Below are 23,545 nucleotides of genomic sequence, written 5' to 3' on the forward strand. Positions count from 1 at the left end.
ACGCCGTGGCCGCATGTTACCCTCGTATCATGTCCCGAATAATCGGTTTTTTCCTGCTGGTGATGTTGCCTGTGACGCCCGTTTTGGCGGCCTCTGGCGACGCCGCCATTCTTCAGGCGCAGCAGGCATTTGCCGCGCGCAAGCTGGCCAATCTGGAGCGTGCCGCGCGCGCTGTGCCGGACGATCATGTGCTGTCGCCTTATGTCGACTACTGGCGCCTGATGCTGACGAGTCATACCGGGGATGCCCGTGTTGCCGATTTTCTGGCGCGTTATCCCGGCAGCCGCATGGCCGAAGCCCTGCGTGCCGACTGGCTGAAATCGCTCGGCGTGCGCGAAGCGTGGCCGGTCTATCTGGCCGAGTACCCGCGCCTCGTTAACCCCGAGGCCATGCATCAGTGCTATGCCTATCGTGCAGAATGGGCGCTGGGTGATCGCAGCCATCAACGCGAGGCCGTGGCAATGTGGTTCACCGGACGCGACATGCCGTCGGCCTGCACCCCCTTGTTCGAACAGATGATCGAGGCCGGGTTGGTCGGCCAGGAAGACATTTGGAGGCGCCTGCGGCTGGCGCTGGAAGCCAACAACCCCAATGTTGCCCAGGCCGTTGCCAATGCCCTGCCCGCCGCGCAGCGCCCCACCGCCATCCTGCTCGAGCAGGCCAGCCGCGATCCGGCGCGTTTGCTGAGTGCGGGCAGCCTTGATCCGGGTCAGCGCAGTCACCGCGAAATTGCGCTCTATGCACTCGATCAACTGGCCAGGCGCAATTCCAACGGGGCCATGCAGGCGTTGCGCAAATGGGCGCCGCAGTTCGCTGGGGAAGAGTTGCAAGCGGCCTGGGCGCGTCTCGCCACCTGGGCGGCGCGCCGCCATGAGGCCGCAGCCTTGCCCTGGTTTCAGCAGGCGGGGGTGGCGGCGACCAACGATTTTCAGCGCGAATGGTGGGTGCGTGCCGCACTGCGCGCAGGCGACTGGCAGGCCGTGCAGCGGACGATCGAGAGTATGAGCGACCCGACCCGTGCGCAACCCGTCTGGCGCTATTGGCGTGCGCGCGCCTTGCAGGCCAACGGCCAGCGTGCAGCGTCGAATCCGCTGTTCCTCGCGCTGGGGCGCGAGCATCATTACTACGGTCAACTGGCGCAGGATGAACTCGGCGCGGTGATGCAGGCGCCTGTTGTCAACATCAAGACAGGCGGCGATGACATCGCGGCGATTGCGCGCCAGCCCGGCATCGCGCGCGCGCTGGCCTTGTATGAACTCGGTCTGCGCGGCGACGCCAACCAGGAGTGGAACTGGACGATCCAGACGTTTGCCGACGCCCAACTGCTGGCGGCCGCCGAACTGGCACGGCGTATGGAATGGTATGACCGCGCCATCAACACCGCCGAGCGCACCCGCGAGCTGCACGATTTCGAATTGCGTTTTCTGGCGCCTTACCGCGAACTGGCGCAAAAGGCCGCGCGCGAAAACGAGCTCGACGAAGCCTGGGTGTTTGGCCTGATGCGGCAGGAAAGTCGATTTATCAACGTCGCACGCTCCGGCGTCGGCGCGTCCGGATTGATGCAGATCATGCCGGCCACTGCCAGATGGATCGCGCAGCGGCTCGGCATCAAGGGGTTTAATCCGCGCGAGATGCAGGATCCGGCCAAAAACATCCAGTTCGGCGCGTATTACCTGAAGCACGTTCAAACCAGCCTGGACGGTTCGCCGGTGCTCGCCACTGCCGCCTACAACGCCGGGCCCGGGCGCGCGCAGCGCTGGCGCGACACCCGGCCGATGGAAGCGGCGGTCTACATCGAATCGATCCCGTTTGCTGAAACGCGCGATTACGTCAAGAAGGTGATGAGCAACGCCATGTATTACGCGGCGCGTTTCGGTCACCCGTCGGTGCTGCTGACAGACCGGCTGGGCACGGTGCCGCCGCGCAGGACGCCCGTCATCCCGACACCCGATTCGGACGCCTCGCCGGAACTCGATTAAAATCAGCAGCGCCTTATATTCTGAAACGTATCCCACCATGAAGATTGAACGCATCTGCATTCTCGGCGGGTCCGGCTTTGTCGGCACCCATCTCGTCAGCCAGCTCGCCGCGCGTGGCCTCCAGGTGCGTGTGCTCTCCCGCCGCCGCGAAATGGCCAAGGAACTGATCCTGCTGCCCACGGTGGAGGTGATCGAGGCCGACGTGCACGACCAGCAGGCGCTCATTCGCCATTTTCGCGGCATGGATGCCGTCATCAATCTGGTCGGCATCCTGCACGAAAGGACGATCGGCCGCGCCGACCTGCCCGCCGCCCGCCGCGGCGACTTCCAGCGAGTCCACGTCGAACTGCCGCGCAAGGTCATCCACGCCTGTGGCGAAGCGGGCGTGAACCGCCTGCTGCACATGAGCGCGCTCGGCGCCAACCCGAATTCGCGTTCGGCCTACCAGCGTTCCAAGGGGATCGCCGAAGCACTGGTGCGCGAGGCCGGAATGCACCATAGCGAGCACGAGAACTGGTATCTCAACGGCCCCAAGTTCATCCATGGTTACGGCCTCGATGTCACGATTTTCCGTCCATCGGTGATTTTCGGTCGCGGCGATTCCTTCCTGTCGATGTTCGCCCGCCTGCTGAAGGTTTTCCCCGTGTTGCCGCTGGCGAACGCGGGGGCGCGATTTGCCCCGGTGCACGTCGAAGACGTTGCGCACGCGTATGCCGACAGTCTCGACAACCCCGCCACCTACGGCCAGACCTACGAGCTGTGCGGTCCCAGGGTCTATACCCTGCAGGAACTGGTGAGCTACGTCGGCGAAGTCACCGGCAAGCCACGCAGCATCATTCCGCTGGGCAAATGGCTGTCTTATTTCCAGGCCTGGGCGCTTGAATTCAAGCCCGGCAGCAAATTGATGACGCGCGACAATTACTACGCTATGAGCACGGACAACGTCTGTGCCAGCGGCTGGCCGTCGGTGCTGGATTTTCAGCCGGCGGCGCTCGAAGCCGTCGCGCCGGAATATCTGCGTGGCGGCACGCCGCGCGCGCGCTACGAGGGCTACCGCGAAGGCGCCCGCCGCTAAGGGTTCGTTAATGGATAAATTGACCCCAGCCCGGAGGGTTGCAGCGCCAGACTTCAAATTAAAGGCGGCGGGCGTCTGCGGCGTTGCAAGGCTTGCATCCATTCCGAATACGCAGCAACGTATGCCCAATTTATCCATTAACGAGCCCTAAGGCTGCCCTGCCGCCATGAAGACCTACATCGTTGGCGGTGCGGTGCGGGACCGGTTGCTGGGATTGCCGGTGGCCGACCGCGACCACGTTGTTGTCGGCGCCACGCCAGACGAGATGCTTGCGCTGGGTTTTCAGCCGGTGGGCAGGGATTTTCCGGTTTTTCTGCACCCGAAAACCCACGAGGAATACGCGCTGGCGCGTACCGAGCGCAAGTCCGGCCACGGCTACAAGGGGTTCAAAGTGTACGCCGCGCCGGAAGTCACGCTGGAAGAGGATTTGCTGCGGCGCGACCTCACCATCAACGCGATGGCCGAGGACGAGACCGGCGCGCTGATCGACCCCCATGGCGGCCAGCGCGACCTGGCGGCCAAGACCTTCCGCCACGTTAGCGCGGCGTTTGCCGAAGATCCCGTTCGAATTCTAAGAGTCGCGCGCTTCGCCGCCCGCTTCACCGACTTTGCCGTGGCGCCGGAAACCCTCGCACTGATGCGGCAGATGGTGGACAACGGCGAGATCGACGCGCTGGTGCCCGAGCGGGTCTGGCAGGAAGTCGCGCGCGGCCTGATGGACGCGCAGCCCTCGCGCATGTTCCAGGTGCTGCGCGACTGCGGCGCGCTGGTCCGGCTGTTTCCCGAAATCGACCGCCTGTTTGGCGTGCCGCAGCCGCCGCAGCATCATCCGGAAATCGACACTGGCGTGCACGTCATGCTGGTGATCGACTGGGCAGCGCGGCAGGGGCTCAGTCTGCCGGTGCGTTTTGCGGCGTTGACGCACGACCTCGGCAAGGGCGTCACCCCGCCCGAACGCTGGCCCCAGCACCACGACCATGAAGCCAAAAGCGCCGAGCTGGTGCGCGTGCTCTGCGAACGCATCCGGGTGCCCACCGACTGCCGCGACCTCGCCGTTGCGGTGGCGCGCGAGCATGGTCATGTGCATCGCGCGCTGGAACTGCGCCCCGGCACCCTCGTCGAGCTGCTGGAGCGGGTCGACGCCTTCCGCCGCCCCGAGCGCTTCGAGAACTTTCTGCAGGCCTGCGAGTGCGATTTTCGCGGGCGGCCGGGCTATGCGGACAAACCCTTCCCCGAACCGGACCATTTGCGGCAGGCGCTGCGGGCCGCGCAGGCGATCGATGCCGCTGCCGTGGCGCGCAGTGCCGATCCGGCACGCATCCGGGAGGCCATCTTCCAGGCGCGGGCGGCCGCGGTGGCGGCGTGGCGCGATCGGCTTCAGGCAGACAAGCCCTAAGCATCGCCCGGTTCGGCGGTTCCCCCGGCCGCCCCCCTGGTTTTTCCGTCTGGCCGGATTGCTTTTTGAGCGCACGCCTTTATCAGCCAATGCGCGGGTGTCTATTGGTGTCTATCTTTAGAAGAGAAGTCATTGACTGATTTTCTTTAAAAGGAGCCTGTTCATGAAATCCCGATGGCTTGTGGTTTTGCTGGCTGCCGCCCTGACGCCTGCTCTGGTTGGCTGCGAGACTGGTCCGCGTTATGGTGAGGTCGCGGTTCGTGACCCGTATTACTCAGTGAGGGTGGTCTTTACCGATCATGACCGTCGCCTGATTCATGACTATTACGAACCGCGCTACAAGAAACTTCCCCCTGGCCAGGTCAAGAAGGGCCGGCTTCCCCCTGGCCATGCCTGGCGGGTAAGGAGCAACCAGCCGATTCACGAGGACGCGCAATGGCGCTACCTCCCTTATGCGCTGGATCAACGCCTTTCGCGGCTGCCGCCGGAATATGTGCGCGTCATCATCGGCACCGATGTGGTGATCATGAATACGCGCACCCGTGTGGTGGTGGACATTCTGGAGGACATCACCGACTGAGCCGGACGGGGGGCGGGACGCATGCTTTTTTTTCGCCGGATGCGCCTTGCACGTGTGGACATCGGCTACGCCCTGAACCTGAAGAGGTCACCATGATTGCAGCGCGATGGGAGCATTTTCCGCATCAGGCCGACATGGGCGTGCGCGGCGTCGGCCCCACCCTGGCGGCCGCCTTCGAGCAGGCGGCGCTGGCGATGACCGCCATCGTCACCGATCTGGATTGGGTGGCGCCGGACGAGGCGGTGGGAATCCGCTGCGAGGCGCCGGACAGCGAACTGCTGCTGGTCGACTGGCTCAACGCGCTGATTCTCGAGATGGCGGCGCGCCACATGCTGTTCAGCCGCTTTGAAGTCAGTCTGGACGGGCAGCGTCTGCACGCCACCGCCTGGGGCGAGGCAGTGGATACGCAGAAGCACCAGCCGGCCGTTGAGGTCAAGGGCGCCACCTACACTGAACTGAAGGTGGTGAGGGACGAATCCGGGCAGTGGCTGGCCCAGTGCGTGGTGGACGTGTGAAATGCAACTCGATCAGCTCAAGCAGGTGTCGGATGTCGAATGGCGCATCGCGCCGTTCGGGAAAATGCGCGTGCCGGCGGTGATCTATGCCGACCAGGCATTGATCACCGAAATGGACGACAAGGTGTTCGAGCAGATCACCAACGTCGCCACGCTGCCGGGCATTGTCCAGGCCGCCTACGCCATGCCCGACGCACACTGGGGCTATGGCTTCCCGATTGGCGGGGTGGCGGCGTTCGATGCCGACGCTGGCGGCGTGGTGTCGGCTGGCGGGGTGGGATTCGACATTTCCTGCGGCGTGCGCACTTTGCACACCGGACTCAAGGCCGAAGACGTCGCGCCGCTCAAGCAGCGGCTGGCTGACCGCCTGTTCACTCACATTCCGGCCGGCGTGGGCAGCACCGGGAAATTGCGCCTCGACGCCGGCGGAATGGACGCGATGCTGCGCGGGGGCGCGCGCTGGGCGGTCGAGCACGGGTACGGCAGCGAGGCCGACCTGGATCGCATCGAGGAACACGGCTGCATGGCCGGCGCCGAGCCGGGCCAGGTGTCCGAGCACGCCAAGCGCCGCCAGCGCGACGAGATCGGCACCCTCGGTTCCGGCAATCATTACCTCGAATTGCAGGAAATCGTCGAAATCCACGACACGAAAGCGGCCGACCGATTCCGCCTGCGGCAGGGCGAGGTGGTGGTCAGCATCCACTGCGGATCGCGCGGACTGGGGCACCAGATCGGCACCGAATTCCTCAGGCAGATGGTGATCGCCGCCCCCGGTTACGGCATCGATCTGCCCGACCGCGAGCTTGCCTGTGCACCCATCCACTCGCCTGTCGGCCAGGCCTATCTCGGCGCCATGCGCGCGGCGGTCAACTGCGCCCTGGCCAACCGCCAGGTGATCACCCACCTCACCCGCAAGGTGTTCGCCGACCTGTTGCCGGGAACGCATCTCAGCCTGATCTATGACGTCTCGCACAACACCTGCAAGGAGGAGTGGCATACGGTCGACGGCCAGACGCGCCGTCTGTATGTGCACCGCAAGGGCGCAACGCGCGCCTTCGGGCCCGGCCATCCGAGCCTGCCAGGCGAGTTGCGCGATATCGGCCAGCCGGTGCTGATCGGCGGCAGCATGGGCACCGCGTCCTACATCCTCGTCGGCACCGAGGAAGGCGGAACGCGCGCCTTCAGTTCCGCCTGCCACGGCGCCGGGCGTTCCATGAGCCGCCACCAGGCCACCCGCCAATGGCACGGCAGGGCGCTGGTGGACGAACTCGCCAGCCAGGGTATCCTGATCCGCAGCCCCTCGCTGCGCGGTGTGGCAGAAGAAGCGCCCGGCGCTTACAAGGACGTCAGCGCGGTGGTGGAGGCGGCCGACCGCGCCGGACTGGCGCGCAAGGTGGCCAAGCTGAAGCCGCTGGTCTGCATCAAGGGATGATGGGGGGCGCTGGAACTGTGTCCTGTTAGCATCGTCCAATAAATTGGGTACCCCATGCGGCACAGGAAAACACAGGAAAAATCATGCCTTACAGTGAACAAACGGTGCAGTCGGTCCGGCCGTGGTCGGACAAGACCTTCAGCTTCACGCTCAGCCGGCCGCAGGATTTTGCCTTCGAGAACGGCGAATTCGTCACCATCGGTTTGAAGCGCGAAGGCAAGCTGGTGGCGCGCGCGTATTCCATCGTCTCCACCGCCGACCGCGATCATCTGGAATTCCTCAGCATCCACGTGCCGGACGGCCCGCTGACCAGCCAGCTGGTCCACATCCGCCCCGGCGACAACGTGTGGGTCAACAGTAAGGCCACCGGCTCGCTTACGCTCAATCATGTGTTGCCGGGGCGCACGCTGTACCTGCTGGCCACCGGTACCGGACTGGCGCCGTTCATGAGCCTGATCCGCGACGCCGGACTTTATACGCGTTTTGAGAACGTGGTGCTGGTGCATTCGGTGCGCACGGTGGCCGAGCTGGCCTACCGCGACGAGATCGAGTCACAGGACAACGCTCAGCTTTATTACGTGCCGACGGTGACGCGCGAGGCTTTCCCCACCCCCGAGCGCGGCGGCGACCTGTTCCGCTCGGGCATGTTGTCGCAGCGTCTTGGCCTGCCCGTGCCGGATCCCGAGCAGGACCGCGTGATGATCTGCGGCAACCCGGCGATGACGCGCGAACTGACGCATTACCTCAAGGATTCAGGCTGGACGCTGACCAACCATCGCGGGGTTGGGAATTTCACCACTGAAGTGGCCTTCGTCATTCACCACGAGTAGCCGATCAACCTGAAAGCCAGACAGGGGAGAGATCCGTAGCGCACGTCCCCAATCAAGCAGGCCCAAGGAACCCTTGGGCCTGGCCTGATTCAGTCGTCGTGACCGCGGCGGTGTTCGCGCCGATCATGACGGCGGTGATCGCGGCGATCATCGCGCCAGCCATCGTGTTTGTTACCCCATCCGCGCTGATGGTCCCACCCGTGCCCATAATCGCGCTCGTAAGTTACATACTCAACGCGCTGGGGCGGGGGCGGCAGCACGATACTGTGGCCGGGATGATAGGGTGTCTGAGTCCAATACTGATGTCCACCCGACTCATACAGGACACGGAATCCATCGTGGTGACGCGTCCCAAACGAAAAGCTGAATTGGGGTTCCACCGTTACTACACGTCCGTACCCGGCCCTGTCGTTGGCGAGGGCTGCGCCGGTGGTGGTCAACAAGGCAGTTGCGATCAGAAGCGTACGTATCATGGCTATTCTCCTTTACAAATTTTAAACAATTGCGCCGGGGCTGGCGTCAATCTCTCCAGTTGTTGCGGCTGTTGTTCCAGCGTCCATCGCGCTGATCGTGCTGGTCTTCGGCCACCGAAAAGCTCACGTTCAAGGTTAGCCACTTGCCTGGATCGTAGGGCAGGCGGGTGCTGTATTCGTTACCCTGGAAACGGTAGCGCACGTCGTAGCCGTTGATCACCTGGCGGAAGTTATCCTGGGTGCGGCAGCGTTCCACCTGTTGCGGGCGCGATTCGTAACGGGTGCCGCCGTTGTTCCAGCGGTCGCCCACCACGGCGCCGGTGGCAGCGCCAACCGCAGCGGCGGCAACCTTGCCGTTGCCCTTGCCGACGGTGGACCCGATCAGGCCGCCGGCGAGGGCGCCGAGAATCGCGCCGCCGGCGTTGTTGCGCTCCCGATAGCCTTGCGTCTCGTAACCGACGGTTTCGGTCCAGCACTCGCGACGCGGCTCGTTGATCGTCTCAAAGACCGGCGTACTGGCCAGAACCTGGGCGCGGGCGGTGAAACCGTCGCCACTACCAGGGCCCGCTTGCACTGCGCCGCTGGCGGCAAGCAGTGTCACAATCAGGGTGGTGTTCAGGGTGCGTGATTTCATCGTTACTCTCCTTGTTGCATCAAATCAATCGAGTTCAACGACGGTCGCGGTCGCGGCTGTCATCTTCCATTCGCTGCTGTTGTTTTTGCTGGCGACGTTCGTAGCCGTACCCGTAGCCTTGCGGCTCCTCGGACTCGGCTTCGCGCCTGGCGGCGCGGCGCGCGTCCTGGCGAGCATCGCGCTGATCCGGGCGCACCTCGTCGCCGCGGTCGCGCTGGGCCACGATGAACGCGCCATCCATCAAATCCGGGGCGGCCTGAACCGGGGCGGCCAAAGCCAGTCCCAGTGCGGTCAGTCCGAAAATCCAAAGTTGTCGTGTGTTCATCGTGGTCTCCATTTCTGTGGCTGCAATGGTTTGCTTCCACGCTTTGCAGTCTGGTTGAGGAAAGTAAGTGCACTGTTTCACGCAAGGGCGATTTTGTAACAGTGTGTAACCGGAGGGGGAATAGCCCCCTATTGCCACTGCTATAGTTGCCGCATGGGAAAAGACACCATTTATGTGACCGACGACGACCCCGGCATCCGCGAACTGGTGGCCGAATACCTCACCAGCCAGGGCTATGCGGTCGAGACCGCGGAAGACGCGGTCGCGCTCGATCGCCTGCTCGCCGCCCGGCTGCCCGACCTGCTGGTGCTCGACTGGATGATGCCGGGTGAGGATGGCCTGTCGGTGGCGCGGCGATTGCGCGCGCAGCCGGGCTTTCCACCCATCATCATGCTGTCGGCCAAGGGCGAGGACATCGACCGCATTATCGGCCTCGAAGTCGGTGCCGACGATTACCTGCCCAAACCCTTCAATCCGCGCGAACTGCTGGCGCGGATCCGCGCGGTGATGCGGCGGCACGGCGGGGCAGCCGCGTCGGCCGAGACCGACACCACGCGGCGGGTGAATTTTGGCCCGTTCAGCGCCAACCTCGACGCCCGCACACTCAGCCGCGACGGCGCGGAAATCCCGCTGACCAGCGGTGAATACGAGCTGCTGGAAATCTTTGTCACCCATGCCAACCGCGCGCTGTCGCGCGACTGGCTGATGGATCAACTGCGCGGCTTCGAGCGCGACCCGTTTGACCGCAGCATCGACGTGCGGGTGAATCGCCTGCGCAAGAAAATCGAGGACGACCCGGCCAATCCGGCCTACATCCGCACCCAGCGCGGGCAGGGCTACCTGTTCGTGCCGCAGGGCAAGGGGTGATTCCATTTCAAAACCGGGAATCTCTTGGTCAGCCGCGCCTCGCCGTAATGTTTGTACTGTCTTCGGCTTGCCTTCGCGATCTTTCCGGTTTTGAAATGGAATGGGGGCAGCCATGAAATCCATTACCCGCTCGCTGTTCGCCCGCACCGCGCTGACGCTGGCGCTGGCTTTCATCGTGTTCCAGGTGGCGGCGTTCTGGGTGGTGTATCGCACCCTGATCGTCCCGGTGGCGGAGCGCTCGGCCGACGACCTGGCCGGCCTGGTTGTGCTGTCGGCGCAAACCTGGGTGGAACTGCCGCCCGAGACGCGTGCGGCGTTTGAGCAAGAGCTGGCGCGCCGTCACGGCCTGCGCCTGACCACCGTCGATGTCGGGGCCATCGCGGATGCGCCGAATTTTGCGTTCCGCAGCCAGATCGAAGCCGCGTTGAGCCGCCGGGTGGGCGATGCGGTCGTATTGCGCGGGGTGCCGAATAAAACAGCGGCGTGGCTGGATATCCCGGTCGGCGGGCACGACCTGCGGGTCGGATTTTTCCCCGACCGCTATGCCGTCAAGCCGCCGCTGGCCGCGATCGCAGTCGTTGCGGTCGGTGCTTTTCTCAGTTTGCTGACCGCCCTGTTTCTGGTGCGCCGCATCACCGTGCCGCTGGCGCGTGCGGCCCAGGCGGCCAGCCAGGTGGGTGCGGGCGAGTTGCCCGAGTCCTTGCCGGAAACCGGCCCTGCCGAACTCGCCGAACTCGCCCGTCGTTTCAACACCATGGCGGCCGAAGTGCGCGAACTGCTGGATAACCGTACCACCTTGCTGGCCGGGATCTCGCACGACCTGCGCACGCCGATGACGCGCCTGCAGCTGAATCTGGAAATGTTGCGCGACGACGCCAACCCGGCGCGCATCGACCGCGCGGTGGCCGATCTGGCCGACATGAACAAGCTGATAACCGGTTATCTGGCGCTGGCGCGCACCACCCAGGCTGAACCGAAGGTGCGCTTCGATCTGGCGGATTTGCTGGAAGAGGTGGCGGCCGATGCGGGCCTGCCGTGGCCGTGCGCGGCGCCGTGCGCGGTCGAGGCGGGCCGGCTGGCGGTGCGGCGTATCGTGTCCAACCTGATCCAGAATGCGCAGCATTACGGCGGCGGCACGCCGGTCGAACTGGCTTTGGAATGTTCGGACACGTTGGTGCAGGTGATCGTGCGCGATGCCGGCGCCGGGATCCCGGACGATCAGCTGGAAAAGGTGTTCAGGCCATTTTACCGGCTGGAAACCTCGCGCTCGCAGGCCACGGGGGGAACCGGGCTGGGGCTGGCGATCGTGCGCCAGCTGGCGGAAACAAACGGCTGGAAGGTGTCGCTGAAAAATCGTGCGACGGGCGGCCTGGAGGCGGCGCTGGAAATTCCCCGCTAGGGTTTACGCGCAATGCGGGGGGCTGCGCCGCAGCACCCGGAATTCGACGAACAGCAGGGTCAGGCTGAACATCGACATGCGGCAGGTGCTGCCGCTGAAAAACCCCAGCGGCGAGCTGGTCAGATTGATGCTCACACTGGTGGCTCGACCCAGTTGCATCAGAGCGCAGGCTGGCGGGCAAACAGGGAAAATTGCACGAACAGCAGCGACAGGCTGGTGAGGCTCATGCGCTCGGTCTGGCCGTGAAACCAGGCGAAAGGCGAGGCGCTGAGTTCGAGAACCAGTTGGTTTTGGCCGAATTGCAGTTTCATGATGCGCTCCTGGGTGAGGGGGTATGCCTGAATACCCGCAATGCCTGTGCCAACCGGGCGATGGCCGGGCGACGAAAAAATAAACCAACAAAACAATGGGTTGCCCGATATAACTTGAACGGACCGATTGGGGCGGTTGCGCGAACTGACGGAAAGCCGTCAATCTGTGTCGAAGCGGCAAACAGTCGACATCCTGGGCGGGCGAACTTGACCGACAGGGTAGAATCCTGCTTTCGGTTTTGGCGGTGCGTGTCCTGCGCGCTGCATCTTTTGCATGATCATCCTCAAGAATCTCAGCCTGCGGCGTAGCGCCAAGGTCCTGCTCGACAACGCGTCGGTATCGATCAACCCCAGTGAAAAGGTTGGCCTGGTGGGGCGCAACGGCGCCGGCAAGTCCAGCCTGTTCGCGCTGCTGAACGGCACCCTGCACGAAGACCGCGGCGACTTTTCCGTGCCGTCGCAGTGGCGCATGGCCCAGGTGGCGCAGGACATGCCGGAGACGGATGAGCCTGCGACAGATTTCGTCATCGCCGGCGACACCCAACTGGCCGCGGCGCAGGCCGAGGTGACCGCCGCCGAGGCCAGCGACGACGGCGAGCGCATGGCGCACGCCTACATGGCGCTGTACGACGCCGGCGCGCACGACGCGCAGTCGCGCGCGCAGTCGCTGATTCTCGGGCTGGGTTTTCAGGTGCGCGAGCTGAACCAGCCGGTCAACAGCTTTTCCGGCGGCTGGCGCATGAGGTTACAGCTGGCGCGCGCGCTGATGTGCCCGTCGGAACTGCTGCTGCTCGACGAACCCACCAACCACCTCGATCTGGACGCGCTGGTGTGGCTGGAGGCCTGGCTCAAGAAATATCCCGGCACCATGCTGGTGATCAGCCATGACCGCGAGTTTCTCGATGCGGTGACCAATGTCACGATCCACATCGAAAACGGCCAGCTCACCCGCTACGGCGGCAACTACAGCACCTTCGAGGACATGCGCGCCGAGCAGATGGCGCTGCAGCAGGCGGCGTTTTCCAAACAGCAGGACAAGATCGCCCACCTGCAGGAGTTCATCAACCGCTTCAAGGCCAAGGCCAGCAAGGCCAAGCAGGCGCAAAGCCGGGTCAAGGCGCTGGATCGGATGGAGCGCCTGGCGCCGATGCTGGCGAATGCGGAGTTCACCTTCGAATTCAAGGAGCCGCTCAACCTGCCCAACCCCATGCTGTCGATCGACGACGCCAGCTTTGGCTACCCGCCGCCTGCCAATGCGCCACCCGGCACCCCGTCGACGGTGATCGTGCAGCACGTCAGTAAATCGGTGTTTGCCGGGCAGCGCATCGGCATCCTCGGCGCCAATGGCCAGGGTAAATCGACGCTGGTGAAGACGGTCGCGCGCACCCTGCCGGTGGTCGCAGGCGAAGTGATCGAGGGGCGCGGCCTCAACATCGGCTATTTCGCGCAGCAGGAACTCGACGTCCTGCGCCCCGCCGACACCCCGCTGGAACACATGATCCGCCTCGCGCGCGACACCATCGCCAACGGCGGCGCCGGCCAGTTCAGCAGCCGCGAGCAGGATCTGCGCACCTTTCTCGGCACCTTCAACTTCAACGGCGACATGGTCAAGCAGGCGGTCGGCACCATGAGCGGCGGCGAAAAGGCGCGCCTGGTGCTGTGCATGATCGTGTGGCAGCGGCCCAATCTGCTGCTGCTGGACGAACCGACCAACCACCTTGACCTGGCCACGCGCGAGGCGCTGGCGATGGCGCTGAACGAATTCGAGGGCACCGTGATGCTGGTCAGCCACGACCGTGCCCTGCTGCGATCCGTGTGCGACGAATTCTGGCTGGTCACGCGCGGCGGCGTCGAGCCGTTCGACGGCGATCTGGACGACTACCAGCGCTATCTGCTGGACGAGGGCAAGCGGCTGCGCGAAAGCCTGAAAGAGGCCGGCAAGGCAGTCGAGCCGCCCAAACCGGCGCCACCGCCCGTGGCTGAGAAGCGTTCGGTGCCGGGTGGCAAGCTCAAACCGCTCAGGCAGTCACTGGAAAAACTCGACAAGAGCATGGCCGCGCTTCATGCGGAAAAGGCTGCGCTCGAAGCGCGTCTGGCCGGGACGCTGACGGTCGAGGCGATTACCGAAACCGGCGGGCAGTTGCAGCACGTCAACGAGGAACTGGCGCGCGAGGAAGGGAAGTGGCTGGAGTTGTCGGAGCAGATCGAGGCGCTGGCGGGGACGAGCGCCTAGGCGCATCGGGTTTTCCTTATCTACGCAAGCAGCCGCTATGCAGCAAAAAGTGCGGACTCATCCACCCAGCCCGAGGCCTTTCATGGCCCTTTCTTGTTATGCCACTCAGTCGCCGATACGGGCGCTGCGGCGGCGGGTGACGGTGTCGACGAGGTTGCGATAGAGCGGGGCGGGGAGCAGGCTGGCGACGAGGTGCTTGAGATCGCCGGCTTTCCAGTCGGCCTTGCGGAAGGCGCGGCGGAACAGGCGGCGGGCGGATTCGGTGTCGTTGCGCCAGTGGCAGCGATAGGCTTCGTGCAGCAGGGGATCGTAGATCAGTTCGTTGAGGCGGGCGGAGGGGATGCGGGCAACGAACTCGGGATGATGGCGGGCGAAATCGCGGCGCACGGCGACGGCATCGAACACCTGCCGCCAGCGCGGGATGCGGGTGTTGCCGTGGGGGTGGCTGCGGTGAAACGCCAGCACGTCCGCAACCCGCGCAAGCCGGGGCTGGCGCGCGAGCATCCGCAGCCACAGGTCGTAGTCCATGGCGGTGGGGGTGCGCTCGGAAAATCCGCGCAGTTCGTCGATGAGGGGGCGACGGATCAGCACGCTGTTGATCGGCCACGGGCCGTGTTCGAGAAAATGGCTGGCCGCTTCGCCGGCGTCGAGGATGGGCAGGATTTTCGGGGCCGGGTCGGTGGCGGCCTCGCCGATATCCTGCCAGCCGCAATAGGCGATATCGGCGTTATCGGCTTCGAGCGCGTCGTGCAGCAGACGGAGGGCGTCGGGATGCCAGGCGTCGTCGGCGTCGAGAAAGGCGATGAAGTTGCCGTTGGCGTGGGCGAGCGCTGTATTACGCGCGACAAAGGGGCCGCTGCGGGTCTGGTAGACCAGCTTGATGCGCTCGGGGTGATCAGCCGCCAACCGTTGCAGGATATCGGTCGAGCCATCGGTCGAGCCGTCGTCCACCACGATGAGTTCGAACTGGGGATAGCTTTGCCCGAGCACGCTTTCAATCGCTTCGTCCACATAGGGCGCAGCGTTGTGGCAGGGCATGACGACGGAAATCAGTGCGGGGTCAAAGTTGTCCATGGGGGGGTTCTGTCCGATTACTTGCCCGTTTGGGTTCGCCCGTTCAGGCCGACCGATCGTGTCCATGAACGGATTATGGGTTGAGTCGGCCGGGATGCAAAGCGGCTGCCCGGCGCGTGGGCGGCCCGCCTCGGGCCGAATGTGCCGCAATACCCCAGCGGCTTTGGTTACAATCGGCCGATACGCTCACTCCCCCGGCTTCCCCATGCAAACCCTCACTGTCGACCTTGGCGACCGCTCCTACCCCATCCATATCGGTGCTGGCCTGTTGAATCAGGCCGAACTGATCCTGCCGCATCTGGCACAAAAACGGGTGATGATCGTGACCAACACCACGGTGGCGCCGCTGTATCTGGCGCGGCTGACGGCGACGCTGGAAGCCGGTGGGGTGGCGGCCACGCAAGTGATATTGCCCGATGGCGAGGCCTACAAGAACTGGGAAACGCTGAACCTGATTTTCGATGCGCTGCTGACCCAGCGCGCCGAGCGCAAGACCACCTTGATCGCCTTGGGCGGCGGGGTGATCGGCGACATGGCCGGGTTTGCCGCGGCGAGCTACCAGCGCGGGGTGCCCTTCATCCAGATTCCCACCACGCTCTTGTCGCAGGTCGATTCGTCGGTGGGGGGCAAGACCGGGATCAATCATCCGCTCGGCAAGAACATGATCGGCGCGTTCTATCAGCCGAAGGTGGTGCTGGCCGATACCGACACGCTGAAGACCCTGCCTGCGCGCGAACTGTCGGCGGGGCTGGCCGAGGTGATCAAGTACGGCCTGATCTGGGACGTTGAATTCCTCTCCTGGCTGGAAGCCAACATGGACAAGCTGCGCGCGCTCGACCCGGTGGCGATCACCCATGCGATTCACCGCTCGTGCGAGATCAAGGCGCAGGTGGTGGGGCAGGACGAGCGCGAAGGCGGCATCCGCGCGATTCTCAACCTGGGGCACACTTTCGGCCATGCGATCGAGACCGGCATGGGCTACGGCAACTGGCTGCACGGCGAGGCGGTGGCGGCCGGCATGGTGATGGCGGCGGAAACCTCGCGTCGGCTGGGCTGGCTCAGCGATGCGGACGTCGCGCGCACCCGCGCGCTGATCCGTGCCGCCGGCTTGCCGGACGTGGCGCCCGATCTGGGCGTCGACACCTGGCTCGAATACATGGGCCACGACAAGAAAGTCGAGGGCGGAAAAATGCGCTTCGTGCTGCTGAAAAAGCTGGGCGTAGCGGTGATCACCGGCGACGTGCCGGCCGATGTGCTGACCGGCGTGCTCACCGCGCCACACTAAAGGAGCGTTATGGATTCGCTTGCGCCCTACGCCGCGCACTCTGCCCAGACCCGTGGGCGGCACTACTCAGAAGCCCCCGCCACGCCGCGCTCCGAGTTCCAGCGCGACCGCGACCGCATCATCCATTCCGCCGCGTTCCGGCGGCTGGAATACAAGACCCAGGTGTTCGTCAACCACGAGGGCGACCTGTTTCGCACCCGGCTCACCCACAGCCTCGAAGTGGCGCAGATCGCCCGCACCATTGCCCGCCTGCTGGCCCTGAACGAAGACCTGGTGGAAGCGGTGGCGCTGGCGCACGACCTTGGCCACACGCCGTTCGGCCACGCCGGGCAGGACGCGCTGAACGCCTGCATGCGCGAGCACGGCGGTTTCGAGCACAACCTGCAGTCGCTGCGGGTGGTGGATCTGTTGGAAGAGCGCTATGCCGAATTCGATGGCTTGAATCTCACGTTCGAGGCGCGCGAGGGCATCCTCAAGCATTGTTCGCTCATCAATGCCGAAAAGCTCGGCGACGTCGGCGAGCGCTTTTTGAACAAGCAGCAGCCTTCGCTGGAAGCGCAGATCGCCAACCTGGCCGACGAGATCGCCTACAACAACCACGATGTCGACGACGGCCTGCGCTCTGGCCTGATCACGCGGGAACAGTTGAGCGAAGTGGCGATCTTTGCCCGCCACCTGAATGAAGTCCGCGCCAAATACCCGGCGCTGACTGGCCGCCGTGTGGTCACCGAAACCGTGCGCCGTATTATCAACACGCTGGTCCTCGATCTGGTGAACACCACGCGGATGAACATCGAGCGCAGCGGCGTGCAGACCCTGGACGAGGTGCGTGCCGCGCCGCCGCTGGCAGCCTTCAGCCCCGCGCTGCTCGACGAGCACCGCGAACTCAAGCGCTTCCTGATGCATCATCTGTACCGCCATTTCAAGGTGGCGCGCATGAGCAGCAAGGCGGGGCGCATCATCACCGATCTCTACACCGCGTTTATCGGCGATGCCCGCCTGTTGCCGCCCGAGCACCAGGCGCACGAATCGCTGGAGGGCGCACGCGCCGTGTCCGATTACATCGCTGGCATGACCGACCGCTATGCCATGCGCGAACACCGGCGGATTTTCGCGGTGGAAGAAATCTACGGCTGAGCGTCCCCGCCGGCATTTGGCCCGGGGGTGGGCCTCCTACATGGGTCGCGCGCGTGCCGCTGCCGTAGGAGCACCCGCAAGGGGGAGGCCGTGGTTGTAAGCCGCTGAAGCGGCAACAACCACGCACCGGCGCCCTCGCCGCGATTTCGCACTCAATCCCCCGGCGCCAGCGTGCGCGCGACCACCCAGCAACTCACTTCCAGTGCGCCGGCTTGCTTCAGCGTCGCGGCCAGTTCATCAAGACTGGTTCCGGTGGTCATTACGTCGTCGATCAGCGCGATGCGTTTCCCCCGAACGTCGCCGGTGCAGATGAATGCGCCGCGCACATTGCGCCGCCGCGCATCGTGTTTCAGGCCCATTTGCGGCGGGGTGTCGCGGATGCGCTGGCAGCTGTCGAGGTCGAGCGGCAGGCCGAGCTGCCTCGCCACCGTTCGTGCGATTTCGGTGGCGTGATTGAAGCCGCGCTCGCGGATGCGGCGCGCATGCAGCGGCATGGGGATCAGGCAGTCCGGGCTGGGGCCGGATGCCACGGCGTCCGCAAGACAGTTCCCCAGTGCCGGCGCGATGGCGAGCTGGCCGTTGTATTTCAGGCGCGGGATCAGGCGGTCGAGCGGAAACGAATAGGCCAGCGCGGCGCGGGTGCGGTCGAACGCGGGCGGGTGCTTGAGGCAGGCGCCACATACCTGGCCGTCTGGCGTGGGGATGGCGCACTGCGGGCACTGCGGCAGGCGGTGCCAGGGCAGGTCGGCCAGGCAGGCCCCACATAGGTGGCCGGTGCCCGATTTCGCGCCGCACAGCAGGCAGGTGAAGGGGAAGACCTGCTTAAAAATTGACCTGATGTTCAATTTAGGGGTCGTCCAAATTTGACAGAGGCGCCGCCGCCCCCGAAAATCCGGGCCATGAAAGTAAAACGCGTCATTTCCGCCTCATCCTCCCGCTTTGCCGCCCAGTTGTTCAACATTCTTACCGTCGTGGCGTTGCTGATTTCGCTGACCGCGTTGCTGTTGGGCAAGCTGCTCGCCAGCCACAAAATCGGTTTTTTGCCTTTCGTGCTGTCGCTGCCGCCGGTGATGCTCTGGCTGGGCGCGTCGATTTTTGTCTACGCCGGTATCGCCCATCACCCCAACCCGCGCGCGGCGCATTACAACAAGTGGGCAGGCTACCGCTTTTACGGCGTGATGGGCAGCCTGATGGTGATCGGCCCGGCGATCTACGGCCTGCTCGATGGCTGGCAGGGGCTGATGCTGGTGCTGGGGCTGGCGGTATTGATTATCGTGCCGTGGGCGCTGTTTGATATTTACAAGGCCGCGCGCGAACCGTGGCAGGACATGACCATCGAGGTGGAGCTATGAGCAGTAAGCAGGGTTCCCGCGCAGCGGGATGCGCACGTCCGCGAATCGCTCCAGTCGCCGTAAGGCGTTTGCATAACTTGATGACTTTACAAGGCGACAATTAATGAATGACATGACTCAACCCGCCAGCAGGCTTTCCATGGCCGAGATCGAGGCCCTGTTCGCCTTGCCCTTTGCCGACCTGATGTATCAGGCGCAAACCGTTCACCGCGCGCACTTCGACCCCAACCGCGTGCAGCTGTCGACTCTGCTGTCGATCAAGACCGGCGGCTGCTCCGAGGATTGCGGCTACTGCCCGCAGTCGGCGCGCTACGACGCCGGGGTGGAAAACCAGGGCCTGCTCAATCTGGACGATGTGCTGGTTGCCGCCCGTGCCGCCAAGGCCGCCGGTGCCTCGCGCTTCTGCATGGGCGCCGCCTGGCGCGGACCGAAGCAGCGCGACCTCGAACCGGTGCTCGACATGGTGCGCGAAGTGCGCGCGCTGGGGCTGGAAACCTGCGCCACGCTGGGCATGCTGAAAGACGGCCAGGCCGAGCAGCTGAAAGAGGCCGGGCTCGACTATTACAACCACAACCTCGACACCGCGCCAGAGTTCTACGGCGACGTCATCACCACCCGCCAGTACCAGGATCGCCTCGACACCCTGGAGCGCGTGCGCCACGCCGACCTGCACGTGTGCTGCGGCGGCATCGTCGGCATGGGAGAATCGCGCACCCAGCGCGCCGGCCTGATCGCGCAGCTGGCGAGCCTCGATCCGCAGCCGGAATCGGTGCCGATCAACCTCTTGGTGCAGGTCGAAGGTACGCCGTTGGCCGGCACCGAGGCGCTCGACCCGCTGGAATTCGTGCGCACCATCGCGGTGGCGCGGCTGTCCATGCCGAAGAGCTTCGTGCGCCTGTCGGCCGGCCGCCAGCAGATGAGCGACGCGGTGCAGGCGCTGTGTTTTCTTGCCGGCGCCAACTCGATTTTCTACGGCGAGAAGCTGCTCACCACCGGCAACCCGGAATGGGAACGCGACCAGCGCCTGTTCGACACGCTGGGCCTGACCGCGTTGTGAGTTTTGCTGCGCTGACCCGCCTGCAGCAGGGGCTGGAGGCGCTGAAGGCCGACCATCTGGAACGGCGGCGTCGCCTGCTCGACGGTGCGCAGGGCGCCCACGTAACGATCGACGGCCAGCGCGTCGTTTCCTTCTGCAGCAATGACTATCTCGGCCTTGCTGCCGAGCCGGCGCTGGTTGCCGCCGCGCATGTCGCGCTCGATGCGTGCGGCGTCGGCGCGGGCGCCGCGCATCTCATCACCGGCCACCACCGTTTTCATCACGACTTCGAGGCCGCCTTCGCGCGCTTCGTCGGCAAGCCGGCGGCATTGCTGTTTTCCACCGGCTACCTGGCCAACCTCGGCGTGCTGACCACGCTGGTCAGCCGCCAAGGCGAACTGTTCGGCGACAAACTCAATCACGCCTCGCTGGTCGATGCCGCGCAGCTGTCCGGCGCAAGCCTCACCCGCTATCGCCACAACGACCTGGTGCAGCTCGAAGGCCAACTGGCGGCCAGCACGGCGCAGGACAAAATCATCGCCACCGACTTGGTGTTCAGCATGGACGGCGACATTGCGCCGGTCGACGCGCTGCTCGACCTGGCCGAACGTTACGACGCCTGGCTGTACCTCGACGACGCGCACGGTTTCGGCGTGCTGAACGACGGCCGCGGCGGCATGACCGATCGCGCCCGCGCCAGCGACCGCGTGATTTATCTGGCCACACTCGGCAAGGCCGCCGGCGTGGCGGGCGCCGCGGTGGCCGCGCACGCCAGTGTGATCGACTGGCTGATCCAGAAAGCGCGGCCCTACATCTACACTACCGCCTCGCCGCCGCTGCTGGCCGCGTGCCTGCTGGAGAGCCTGCGCCAGATCGAGGCGGGTGACGCGCGACGCGAGCGCCTGCGCAGCCACATCGCGCAGCTGCGCCAGGGGCTGGCCGGACTCAGGCTCGGCTCGCTGATGCCGTCCGCAACGCCGATCCAGCCGCTGCTGATCGGCGCCAACGCGGATGCGGTGCGGCTGTCGCAGGCCTTGCTGCAGCGCGGCCTGCTGGTGCCCGCGATCCGCACGCCGACGGTGCCCATCAATACTGCGCGGCTGCGCATCACCCTGTCGGCCGCGCACAGCGCCGACGATGTCGCACAACTCGTCGAGGCCCTGCATGTCGTCGCCTAAATCCATCCTCGCGCTGGTGCACGGCTGGGGCATGAATGCCCGCGTGTTCGACGCACTGGCCGATCTGCTGGCGGACGATTTCGAGGTGTGCGTGTTTGACCTGCCGGGCCACGGAGGGCGTGATGCGCTGGCCGACAACACCCTGCACGGCTGGGCGGACGACCTGGCGCAACGGTTGCCGGACAATGCCACCCTGCTTGGCTGGTCGCTCGGCGGTCAGGTGGCAATGCGCGCGGCGCTCGATCACCCTCGCAAAGTCACGCGCCTGATCCTGCTGGCGTCGACCCCGAAGTTCGTCGCGACAGAAGACTGGCAGCGCGGCATGGCGCCTGCCGACCTGCAGGACTTCGGCGCCGCACTGCTGGCCGATCCGCAGGCCACGCTGCTGCGCTTCCTGAGCCTGCAGACGCGCGGCATGAGCGGGCAGAAGGCAATGCTGCAGCCGTTGCGGCAGACGCTCCTGACTATGCCCGAACCGAGCCGCGAGGCGCTGGCGAGCGGACTGGCGATATTGCGCGACACCGACCTGCGCGCGGAACTGCCGCAGCTGATGCAACCGACCCTGGTGCTGCATGGCGCGCTCGACACGCTGACGCCGCCGGCAGCGGGCGCCTGGTTGGCCGAGACCTTGCCCGCTGCGCAGCACATCGAGTTTTCCCGTGCCGCGCATGCGCCGCACCTGTCGCACGGGAAAGAGGTGGCTGCTGCGATCGGACGCTTTGCCCATGACTGAATCCGAACTCGATTTCGCCGAAGTGCGGCGCGCCTTCGACCATGCCGCCGCCAGCTACGATGCGCACGCGGTACTGCAGCGCGAGGTGTGCGACCGCCTGCTCGAGCGGCTTGATTTCATGACCCTGCAGCCGGGCCGTGTGCTCGATGTCGGCAGCGGCACCGGCTATGGCCTGGCGCACTTGCGCGCGCGCTATGCGGAGGCCGAACTCAGCGCCCTCGACATCGCACCGGCCATGCTCTCCGCCGCGCGTGCGCGCCTGCCGCAGCCGGGCTGGGCGCAGCGTGCGCGGTCGCGCCTGGCTCCGGCTTCTGCGCGCGCCACCCATCTGGTGTGCGCCGACATGGCGCGGCTGCCGCTGGCGCCCAACAGCATGAACCTCGTCTGGTCCAGCCTGGCGCTGCAGTGGGCGCATGATCTCGAGGCCACCCTCAAAGGCTTTCACCAAGTGCTGGCGCCTGGCGGCCTGCTGATGTTCGCCACCTTCGGACCCGACACGCTGAAGGAGTTGCGCGCGGCCTTCAGGTCCATCGACGACGCGCCACATGTCAATCGCTTCATCGACCTGCACGACATCGGTGACATGCTCATCCACGCCGGGTTCGCCAGCCCGGTGATGGAAATGGAAATACTGACGCTGACTTACGCCGATCTCAAAACCCTGATGCGTGATCTCAAGGGCATCGGTGCGCACAACGCGGCAACGACCCGGCGGCGTGGCCTGCTCGGCAAGTCGGCGTGGGCGCGACTGGAACAGGCGTATGCGCTGCATCGGATCGAAGGCCGTCTGCCGGCCACCTTCGAAGTGATCTACGGCCATGCGTGGTCAGGCGACAAGACGCGGCGCGAAGACGGGCGCCAGGTGATCGAGTTCAACATCGGCGCGCGCCGCCGCAAGCTGGGACTGGCATGAGTGCGCGCGGCCTGTTTGTCACCGGCACCGATACCGGCGTCGGCAAGACGCAGGTGGCGGTGGCGCTGATTCATGCGCTGCGCGCGCGCGGCCTGCGCGTGGCGGCGATGAAGCCGGTGGCGGCAGGCCACGCGCCGGGCGAGTTGAACGAGGATGTGGCGGCGCTGCTGCAGGCGGCCAACGTGGCAGCCGACCTGCGTGATGTGAATCCCTATGCCTTTGCCGAGCCGGTTGCGCCGCATATCGCCGCGCAGCAGGCCGGCGTGCGGATCGAACTGGAGGTCATTGCCGCGGCGTATTCCCGGCTCGCCGCCGCCGCCGACGTGGTGGTGGTCGAAGGTGCAGGCGGCTGGCGCGTGCCCTTGAATGCGCGCGACGACATGGCGGACCTGGCACAGCGACTGGGCCTGCCCGTCGTGCTCGTGGTCGGGCTGCGTCTCGGCTGCCTCAACCATGCGCTGCTGACGGCAGAGTCGATTGCACAGCGCCAGTTGCCGTGGGCCGGCTGGGTGGGCAACCACGTCGACCCGGCGATGGCCCGCCAGGTCGAAAATGTGGCCGCGCTGCGCGCGCGGCTGCCCGGTTCGTGTCTGGGTGTGCAGGAGTTTCTTCATGAAGAACTTGCTTCAGTAGCGGTGCTGCAATGGCTGACGTTGCCTGAAGAATTGGTATATTTAAATAGTCTTAAATAACGATATTTAATAAACAAATCAATAAGCTAATACGATCGTACTGCTTGTTCTGGCGTGTGGCGTCGTGCTATTGTCTGCGACATATTGCCGCACTCG

The 23,545-nt window shown here is 65.1% G+C and carries 24 protein-coding genes; 18 read left to right on the forward strand and 6 right to left on the reverse strand.

The window, feature by feature from the left end:
* Positions 1-29: 29 nt before the first annotated feature.
* The 7 genes from ABW22_RS04330 (at position 30) to ABW22_RS04360 (ending at position 7,807) form a co-directional block, all read left to right on the forward strand.
* Positions 30-1,979: a lytic transglycosylase domain-containing protein gene (locus ABW22_RS04330; RefSeq protein WP_059752276.1), complete on the forward strand. Its 1,950-nt coding sequence runs from the start codon at positions 30-32 to the stop codon at positions 1,977-1,979.
* Between the two features lie 37 nt (positions 1,980-2,016).
* Positions 2,017-3,054 carry a complex I NDUFA9 subunit family protein gene (locus ABW22_RS04335; protein WP_059752278.1) on the forward strand — a complete coding sequence of 346 codons (1,038 nt, stop codon included), beginning with the start codon at positions 2,017-2,019 and terminating at the stop codon, positions 3,052-3,054.
* Positions 3,055-3,220: 166 nt separating this feature from the next.
* Positions 3,221-4,450, forward strand: a complete 1,230-nt coding sequence (locus ABW22_RS04340; RefSeq protein WP_059752280.1) for a multifunctional CCA addition/repair protein — start codon at positions 3,221-3,223, stop codon at positions 4,448-4,450.
* Positions 4,451-4,613: 163 nt separating this feature from the next.
* Entirely contained in the window at positions 4,614-5,030 is a 417-nt protein-coding gene (locus ABW22_RS04345; protein ID WP_157648546.1) for a hypothetical protein, read from the forward strand.
* 92 nt (positions 5,031-5,122) lie between these two features.
* Positions 5,123-5,545, forward strand: a complete 423-nt coding sequence (locus ABW22_RS04350; RefSeq protein ID WP_059752284.1) for an archease — start codon at positions 5,123-5,125, stop codon at positions 5,543-5,545.
* Between the two features lies 1 nt (position 5,546).
* On the forward strand, positions 5,547-6,977 hold the full coding sequence (locus ABW22_RS04355) for an RtcB family protein (protein WP_059752285.1): 1,431 nt from the start codon (positions 5,547-5,549) through the stop codon (positions 6,975-6,977).
* Positions 6,978-7,060: 83 nt separating this feature from the next.
* Positions 7,061-7,807, forward strand: coding sequence for a ferredoxin--NADP reductase (locus ABW22_RS04360; RefSeq protein WP_059752287.1), 747 nt, complete (start codon positions 7,061-7,063; stop codon positions 7,805-7,807).
* A 519-nt stretch (positions 7,808-8,326) separates the two neighbouring features.
* Here the strand turns inward: ABW22_RS04360 and ABW22_RS04365 are convergent.
* Complete coding sequence (locus ABW22_RS04365; protein ID WP_059752289.1) at positions 8,327-8,914, reverse strand: glycine zipper 2TM domain-containing protein; 588 nt, start codon at positions 8,912-8,914, stop codon at positions 8,327-8,329.
* Positions 8,915-8,948: 34 nt separating this feature from the next.
* A complete protein-coding gene (locus ABW22_RS04370; RefSeq protein WP_059752433.1) occupies positions 8,949-9,239 on the reverse strand; it encodes a hypothetical protein in 291 nt (96 codons plus the stop codon).
* 153 nt (positions 9,240-9,392) lie between these two features.
* Between ABW22_RS04370 and ABW22_RS04375 the strand changes: the two genes are divergently transcribed.
* Together ABW22_RS04375 and ABW22_RS04380 are read left to right on the forward strand one after the other, a co-directional pair.
* On the forward strand, positions 9,393-10,106 hold the full coding sequence (locus ABW22_RS04375) for a response regulator (protein WP_059752290.1): 714 nt from the start codon (positions 9,393-9,395) through the stop codon (positions 10,104-10,106).
* Between the two features lie 112 nt (positions 10,107-10,218).
* Complete coding sequence (locus tag ABW22_RS04380; RefSeq protein WP_059752292.1) at positions 10,219-11,505, forward strand: ATP-binding protein; 1,287 nt, start codon at positions 10,219-10,221, stop codon at positions 11,503-11,505.
* A 3-nt stretch (positions 11,506-11,508) separates the two neighbouring features.
* On the opposite strand, the gene ABW22_RS18245 is transcribed toward ABW22_RS04380, so the two are convergent.
* Complete coding sequence (locus ABW22_RS18245; RefSeq protein WP_269083894.1) at positions 11,509-11,640, reverse strand: hypothetical protein; 132 nt, start codon at positions 11,638-11,640, stop codon at positions 11,509-11,511.
* 23 nt (positions 11,641-11,663) lie between these two features.
* Positions 11,664-11,816 (reverse strand): hypothetical protein, encoded by a 153-nt coding sequence (locus ABW22_RS17715; protein WP_193393277.1) that lies wholly within the window; start codon positions 11,814-11,816, stop codon positions 11,664-11,666.
* A 274-nt stretch (positions 11,817-12,090) separates the two neighbouring features.
* Here ABW22_RS17715 and ABW22_RS04390 point away from each other — a divergent pair, with 274 nt between their 5' ends.
* Complete coding sequence (locus ABW22_RS04390; RefSeq protein WP_059752297.1) at positions 12,091-14,049, forward strand: ABC-F family ATP-binding cassette domain-containing protein; 1,959 nt, start codon at positions 12,091-12,093, stop codon at positions 14,047-14,049.
* Between the two features lie 105 nt (positions 14,050-14,154).
* Here ABW22_RS04390 and ABW22_RS04395 read toward each other — a convergent pair whose 3' ends face one another.
* Positions 14,155-15,123 carry a glycosyltransferase family 2 protein gene (locus tag ABW22_RS04395; protein ID WP_082708514.1) on the reverse strand — a complete coding sequence of 323 codons (969 nt, stop codon included), beginning with the start codon at positions 15,121-15,123 and terminating at the stop codon, positions 14,155-14,157.
* A gap of 205 nt (positions 15,124-15,328) precedes the next feature.
* Between ABW22_RS04395 and aroB the strand changes: the two genes are divergently transcribed.
* Both aroB and ABW22_RS04405 read left to right on the forward strand, forming a co-directional pair.
* Positions 15,329-16,408, forward strand: a complete 1,080-nt coding sequence (gene aroB, locus ABW22_RS04400; RefSeq protein WP_059752299.1) for a 3-dehydroquinate synthase — start codon at positions 15,329-15,331, stop codon at positions 16,406-16,408.
* 9 nt (positions 16,409-16,417) lie between these two features.
* Positions 16,418-17,545: a deoxyguanosinetriphosphate triphosphohydrolase gene (locus tag ABW22_RS04405; protein ID WP_059752300.1), complete on the forward strand. Its 1,128-nt coding sequence runs from the start codon at positions 16,418-16,420 to the stop codon at positions 17,543-17,545.
* 152 nt (positions 17,546-17,697) lie between these two features.
* Here the strand turns inward: ABW22_RS04405 and ABW22_RS04410 are convergent, their stop codons facing one another.
* Positions 17,698-18,390 carry a ComF family protein gene (locus ABW22_RS04410; RefSeq protein WP_059752302.1) on the reverse strand — a complete coding sequence of 231 codons (693 nt, stop codon included), beginning with the start codon at positions 18,388-18,390 and terminating at the stop codon, positions 17,698-17,700.
* Between the two features lie 54 nt (positions 18,391-18,444).
* Between ABW22_RS04410 and ABW22_RS04415 the strand changes: the two genes are divergently transcribed.
* From ABW22_RS04415 to bioD, 6 genes are all read left to right on the forward strand, one after another.
* Positions 18,445-18,897 (forward strand): hypothetical protein, encoded by a 453-nt coding sequence (locus ABW22_RS04415; protein WP_059752305.1) that lies wholly within the window; start codon positions 18,445-18,447, stop codon positions 18,895-18,897.
* A gap of 103 nt (positions 18,898-19,000) precedes the next feature.
* A complete protein-coding gene (gene bioB, locus ABW22_RS04420) occupies positions 19,001-19,954 on the forward strand; it encodes a biotin synthase BioB (protein ID WP_059752306.1) in 954 nt (317 codons plus the stop codon).
* Entirely contained in the window at positions 19,951-21,111 is a 1,161-nt protein-coding gene (bioF, locus tag ABW22_RS04425) for an 8-amino-7-oxononanoate synthase (protein ID WP_193393278.1), read from the forward strand. The genes bioB and bioF overlap by 4 nt, the downstream gene beginning before the upstream one ends.
* Positions 21,098-21,844, forward strand: coding sequence for a pimeloyl-ACP methyl ester esterase BioH (bioH, locus tag ABW22_RS04430; RefSeq protein WP_059752308.1), 747 nt, complete (start codon positions 21,098-21,100; stop codon positions 21,842-21,844). The genes bioF and bioH overlap by 14 nt, the downstream gene beginning before the upstream one ends.
* Positions 21,837-22,757 (forward strand): malonyl-ACP O-methyltransferase BioC, encoded by a 921-nt coding sequence (gene bioC / locus ABW22_RS04435; RefSeq protein ID WP_059752310.1) that lies wholly within the window; start codon positions 21,837-21,839, stop codon positions 22,755-22,757. Before bioH ends, bioC begins: the two co-directional genes overlap by 8 nt.
* Entirely contained in the window at positions 22,754-23,449 is a 696-nt protein-coding gene (bioD, locus tag ABW22_RS04440; RefSeq protein ID WP_059752313.1) for a dethiobiotin synthase, read from the forward strand. Before bioC ends, bioD begins: the two co-directional genes overlap by 4 nt.
* Positions 23,450-23,545 lie beyond the last annotated feature (96 nt).

The organism is Thiobacillus denitrificans (assembly GCF_001530125.1).
Lineage (GTDB): Bacteria > Pseudomonadota > Gammaproteobacteria > Burkholderiales > Thiobacillaceae > Thiobacillus > Thiobacillus denitrificans_C.

What these genes read in the sequence shown, in the direction of transcription:
- ABW22_RS04330 (WP_059752276.1), top strand. Translation starts at nt 30, where the DNA reads ATGTCCCGAATAATCGGTTTTTTCCTGCTGGTGATGTTGCCTGTGACG.
- ABW22_RS04335 (WP_059752278.1), top strand. Translation starts at nt 2,017, where the DNA reads ATGAAGATTGAACGCATCTGCATTCTCGGCGGGTCCGGCTTTGTCGGC.
- ABW22_RS04340 (WP_059752280.1), top strand. Translation starts at nt 3,221, where the DNA reads ATGAAGACCTACATCGTTGGCGGTGCGGTGCGGGACCGGTTGCTGGGA.
- ABW22_RS04345 (WP_157648546.1), top strand. Translation starts at nt 4,614, where the DNA reads ATGAAATCCCGATGGCTTGTGGTTTTGCTGGCTGCCGCCCTGACGCCT.
- ABW22_RS04350 (WP_059752284.1), top strand. Translation starts at nt 5,123, where the DNA reads ATGATTGCAGCGCGATGGGAGCATTTTCCGCATCAGGCCGACATGGGC.
- ABW22_RS04355 (WP_059752285.1), top strand. Translation starts at nt 5,547, where the DNA reads ATGCAACTCGATCAGCTCAAGCAGGTGTCGGATGTCGAATGGCGCATC.
- ABW22_RS04360 (WP_059752287.1), top strand. Translation starts at nt 7,061, where the DNA reads ATGCCTTACAGTGAACAAACGGTGCAGTCGGTCCGGCCGTGGTCGGAC.
- ABW22_RS04365 (WP_059752289.1), bottom strand. Translation starts at nt 8,914, where the DNA reads ATGAAATCACGCACCCTGAACACCACCCTGATTGTGACACTGCTTGCC.
- ABW22_RS04370 (WP_059752433.1), bottom strand. Translation starts at nt 9,239, where the DNA reads ATGAACACACGACAACTTTGGATTTTCGGACTGACCGCACTGGGACTG.
- ABW22_RS04375 (WP_059752290.1), top strand. Translation starts at nt 9,393, where the DNA reads ATGGGAAAAGACACCATTTATGTGACCGACGACGACCCCGGCATCCGC.
- ABW22_RS04380 (WP_059752292.1), top strand. Translation starts at nt 10,219, where the DNA reads ATGAAATCCATTACCCGCTCGCTGTTCGCCCGCACCGCGCTGACGCTG.
- ABW22_RS17715 (WP_193393277.1), bottom strand. Translation starts at nt 11,816, where the DNA reads ATGAAACTGCAATTCGGCCAAAACCAACTGGTTCTCGAACTCAGCGCC.
- ABW22_RS04390 (WP_059752297.1), top strand. Translation starts at nt 12,091, where the DNA reads ATGATCATCCTCAAGAATCTCAGCCTGCGGCGTAGCGCCAAGGTCCTG.
- ABW22_RS04395 (WP_082708514.1), bottom strand. Translation starts at nt 15,123, where the DNA reads ATGGACAACTTTGACCCCGCACTGATTTCCGTCGTCATGCCCTGCCAC.
- aroB (WP_059752299.1), top strand. Translation starts at nt 15,329, where the DNA reads ATGCAAACCCTCACTGTCGACCTTGGCGACCGCTCCTACCCCATCCAT.
- ABW22_RS04405 (WP_059752300.1), top strand. Translation starts at nt 16,418, where the DNA reads ATGGATTCGCTTGCGCCCTACGCCGCGCACTCTGCCCAGACCCGTGGG.
- ABW22_RS04415 (WP_059752305.1), top strand. Translation starts at nt 18,445, where the DNA reads ATGAAAGTAAAACGCGTCATTTCCGCCTCATCCTCCCGCTTTGCCGCC.
- bioB (WP_059752306.1), top strand. Translation starts at nt 19,001, where the DNA reads ATGAATGACATGACTCAACCCGCCAGCAGGCTTTCCATGGCCGAGATC.
- bioH (WP_059752308.1), top strand. Translation starts at nt 21,098, where the DNA reads ATGTCGTCGCCTAAATCCATCCTCGCGCTGGTGCACGGCTGGGGCATG.
- bioC (WP_059752310.1), top strand. Translation starts at nt 21,837, where the DNA reads ATGACTGAATCCGAACTCGATTTCGCCGAAGTGCGGCGCGCCTTCGAC.
- bioD (WP_059752313.1), top strand. Translation starts at nt 22,754, where the DNA reads ATGAGTGCGCGCGGCCTGTTTGTCACCGGCACCGATACCGGCGTCGGC.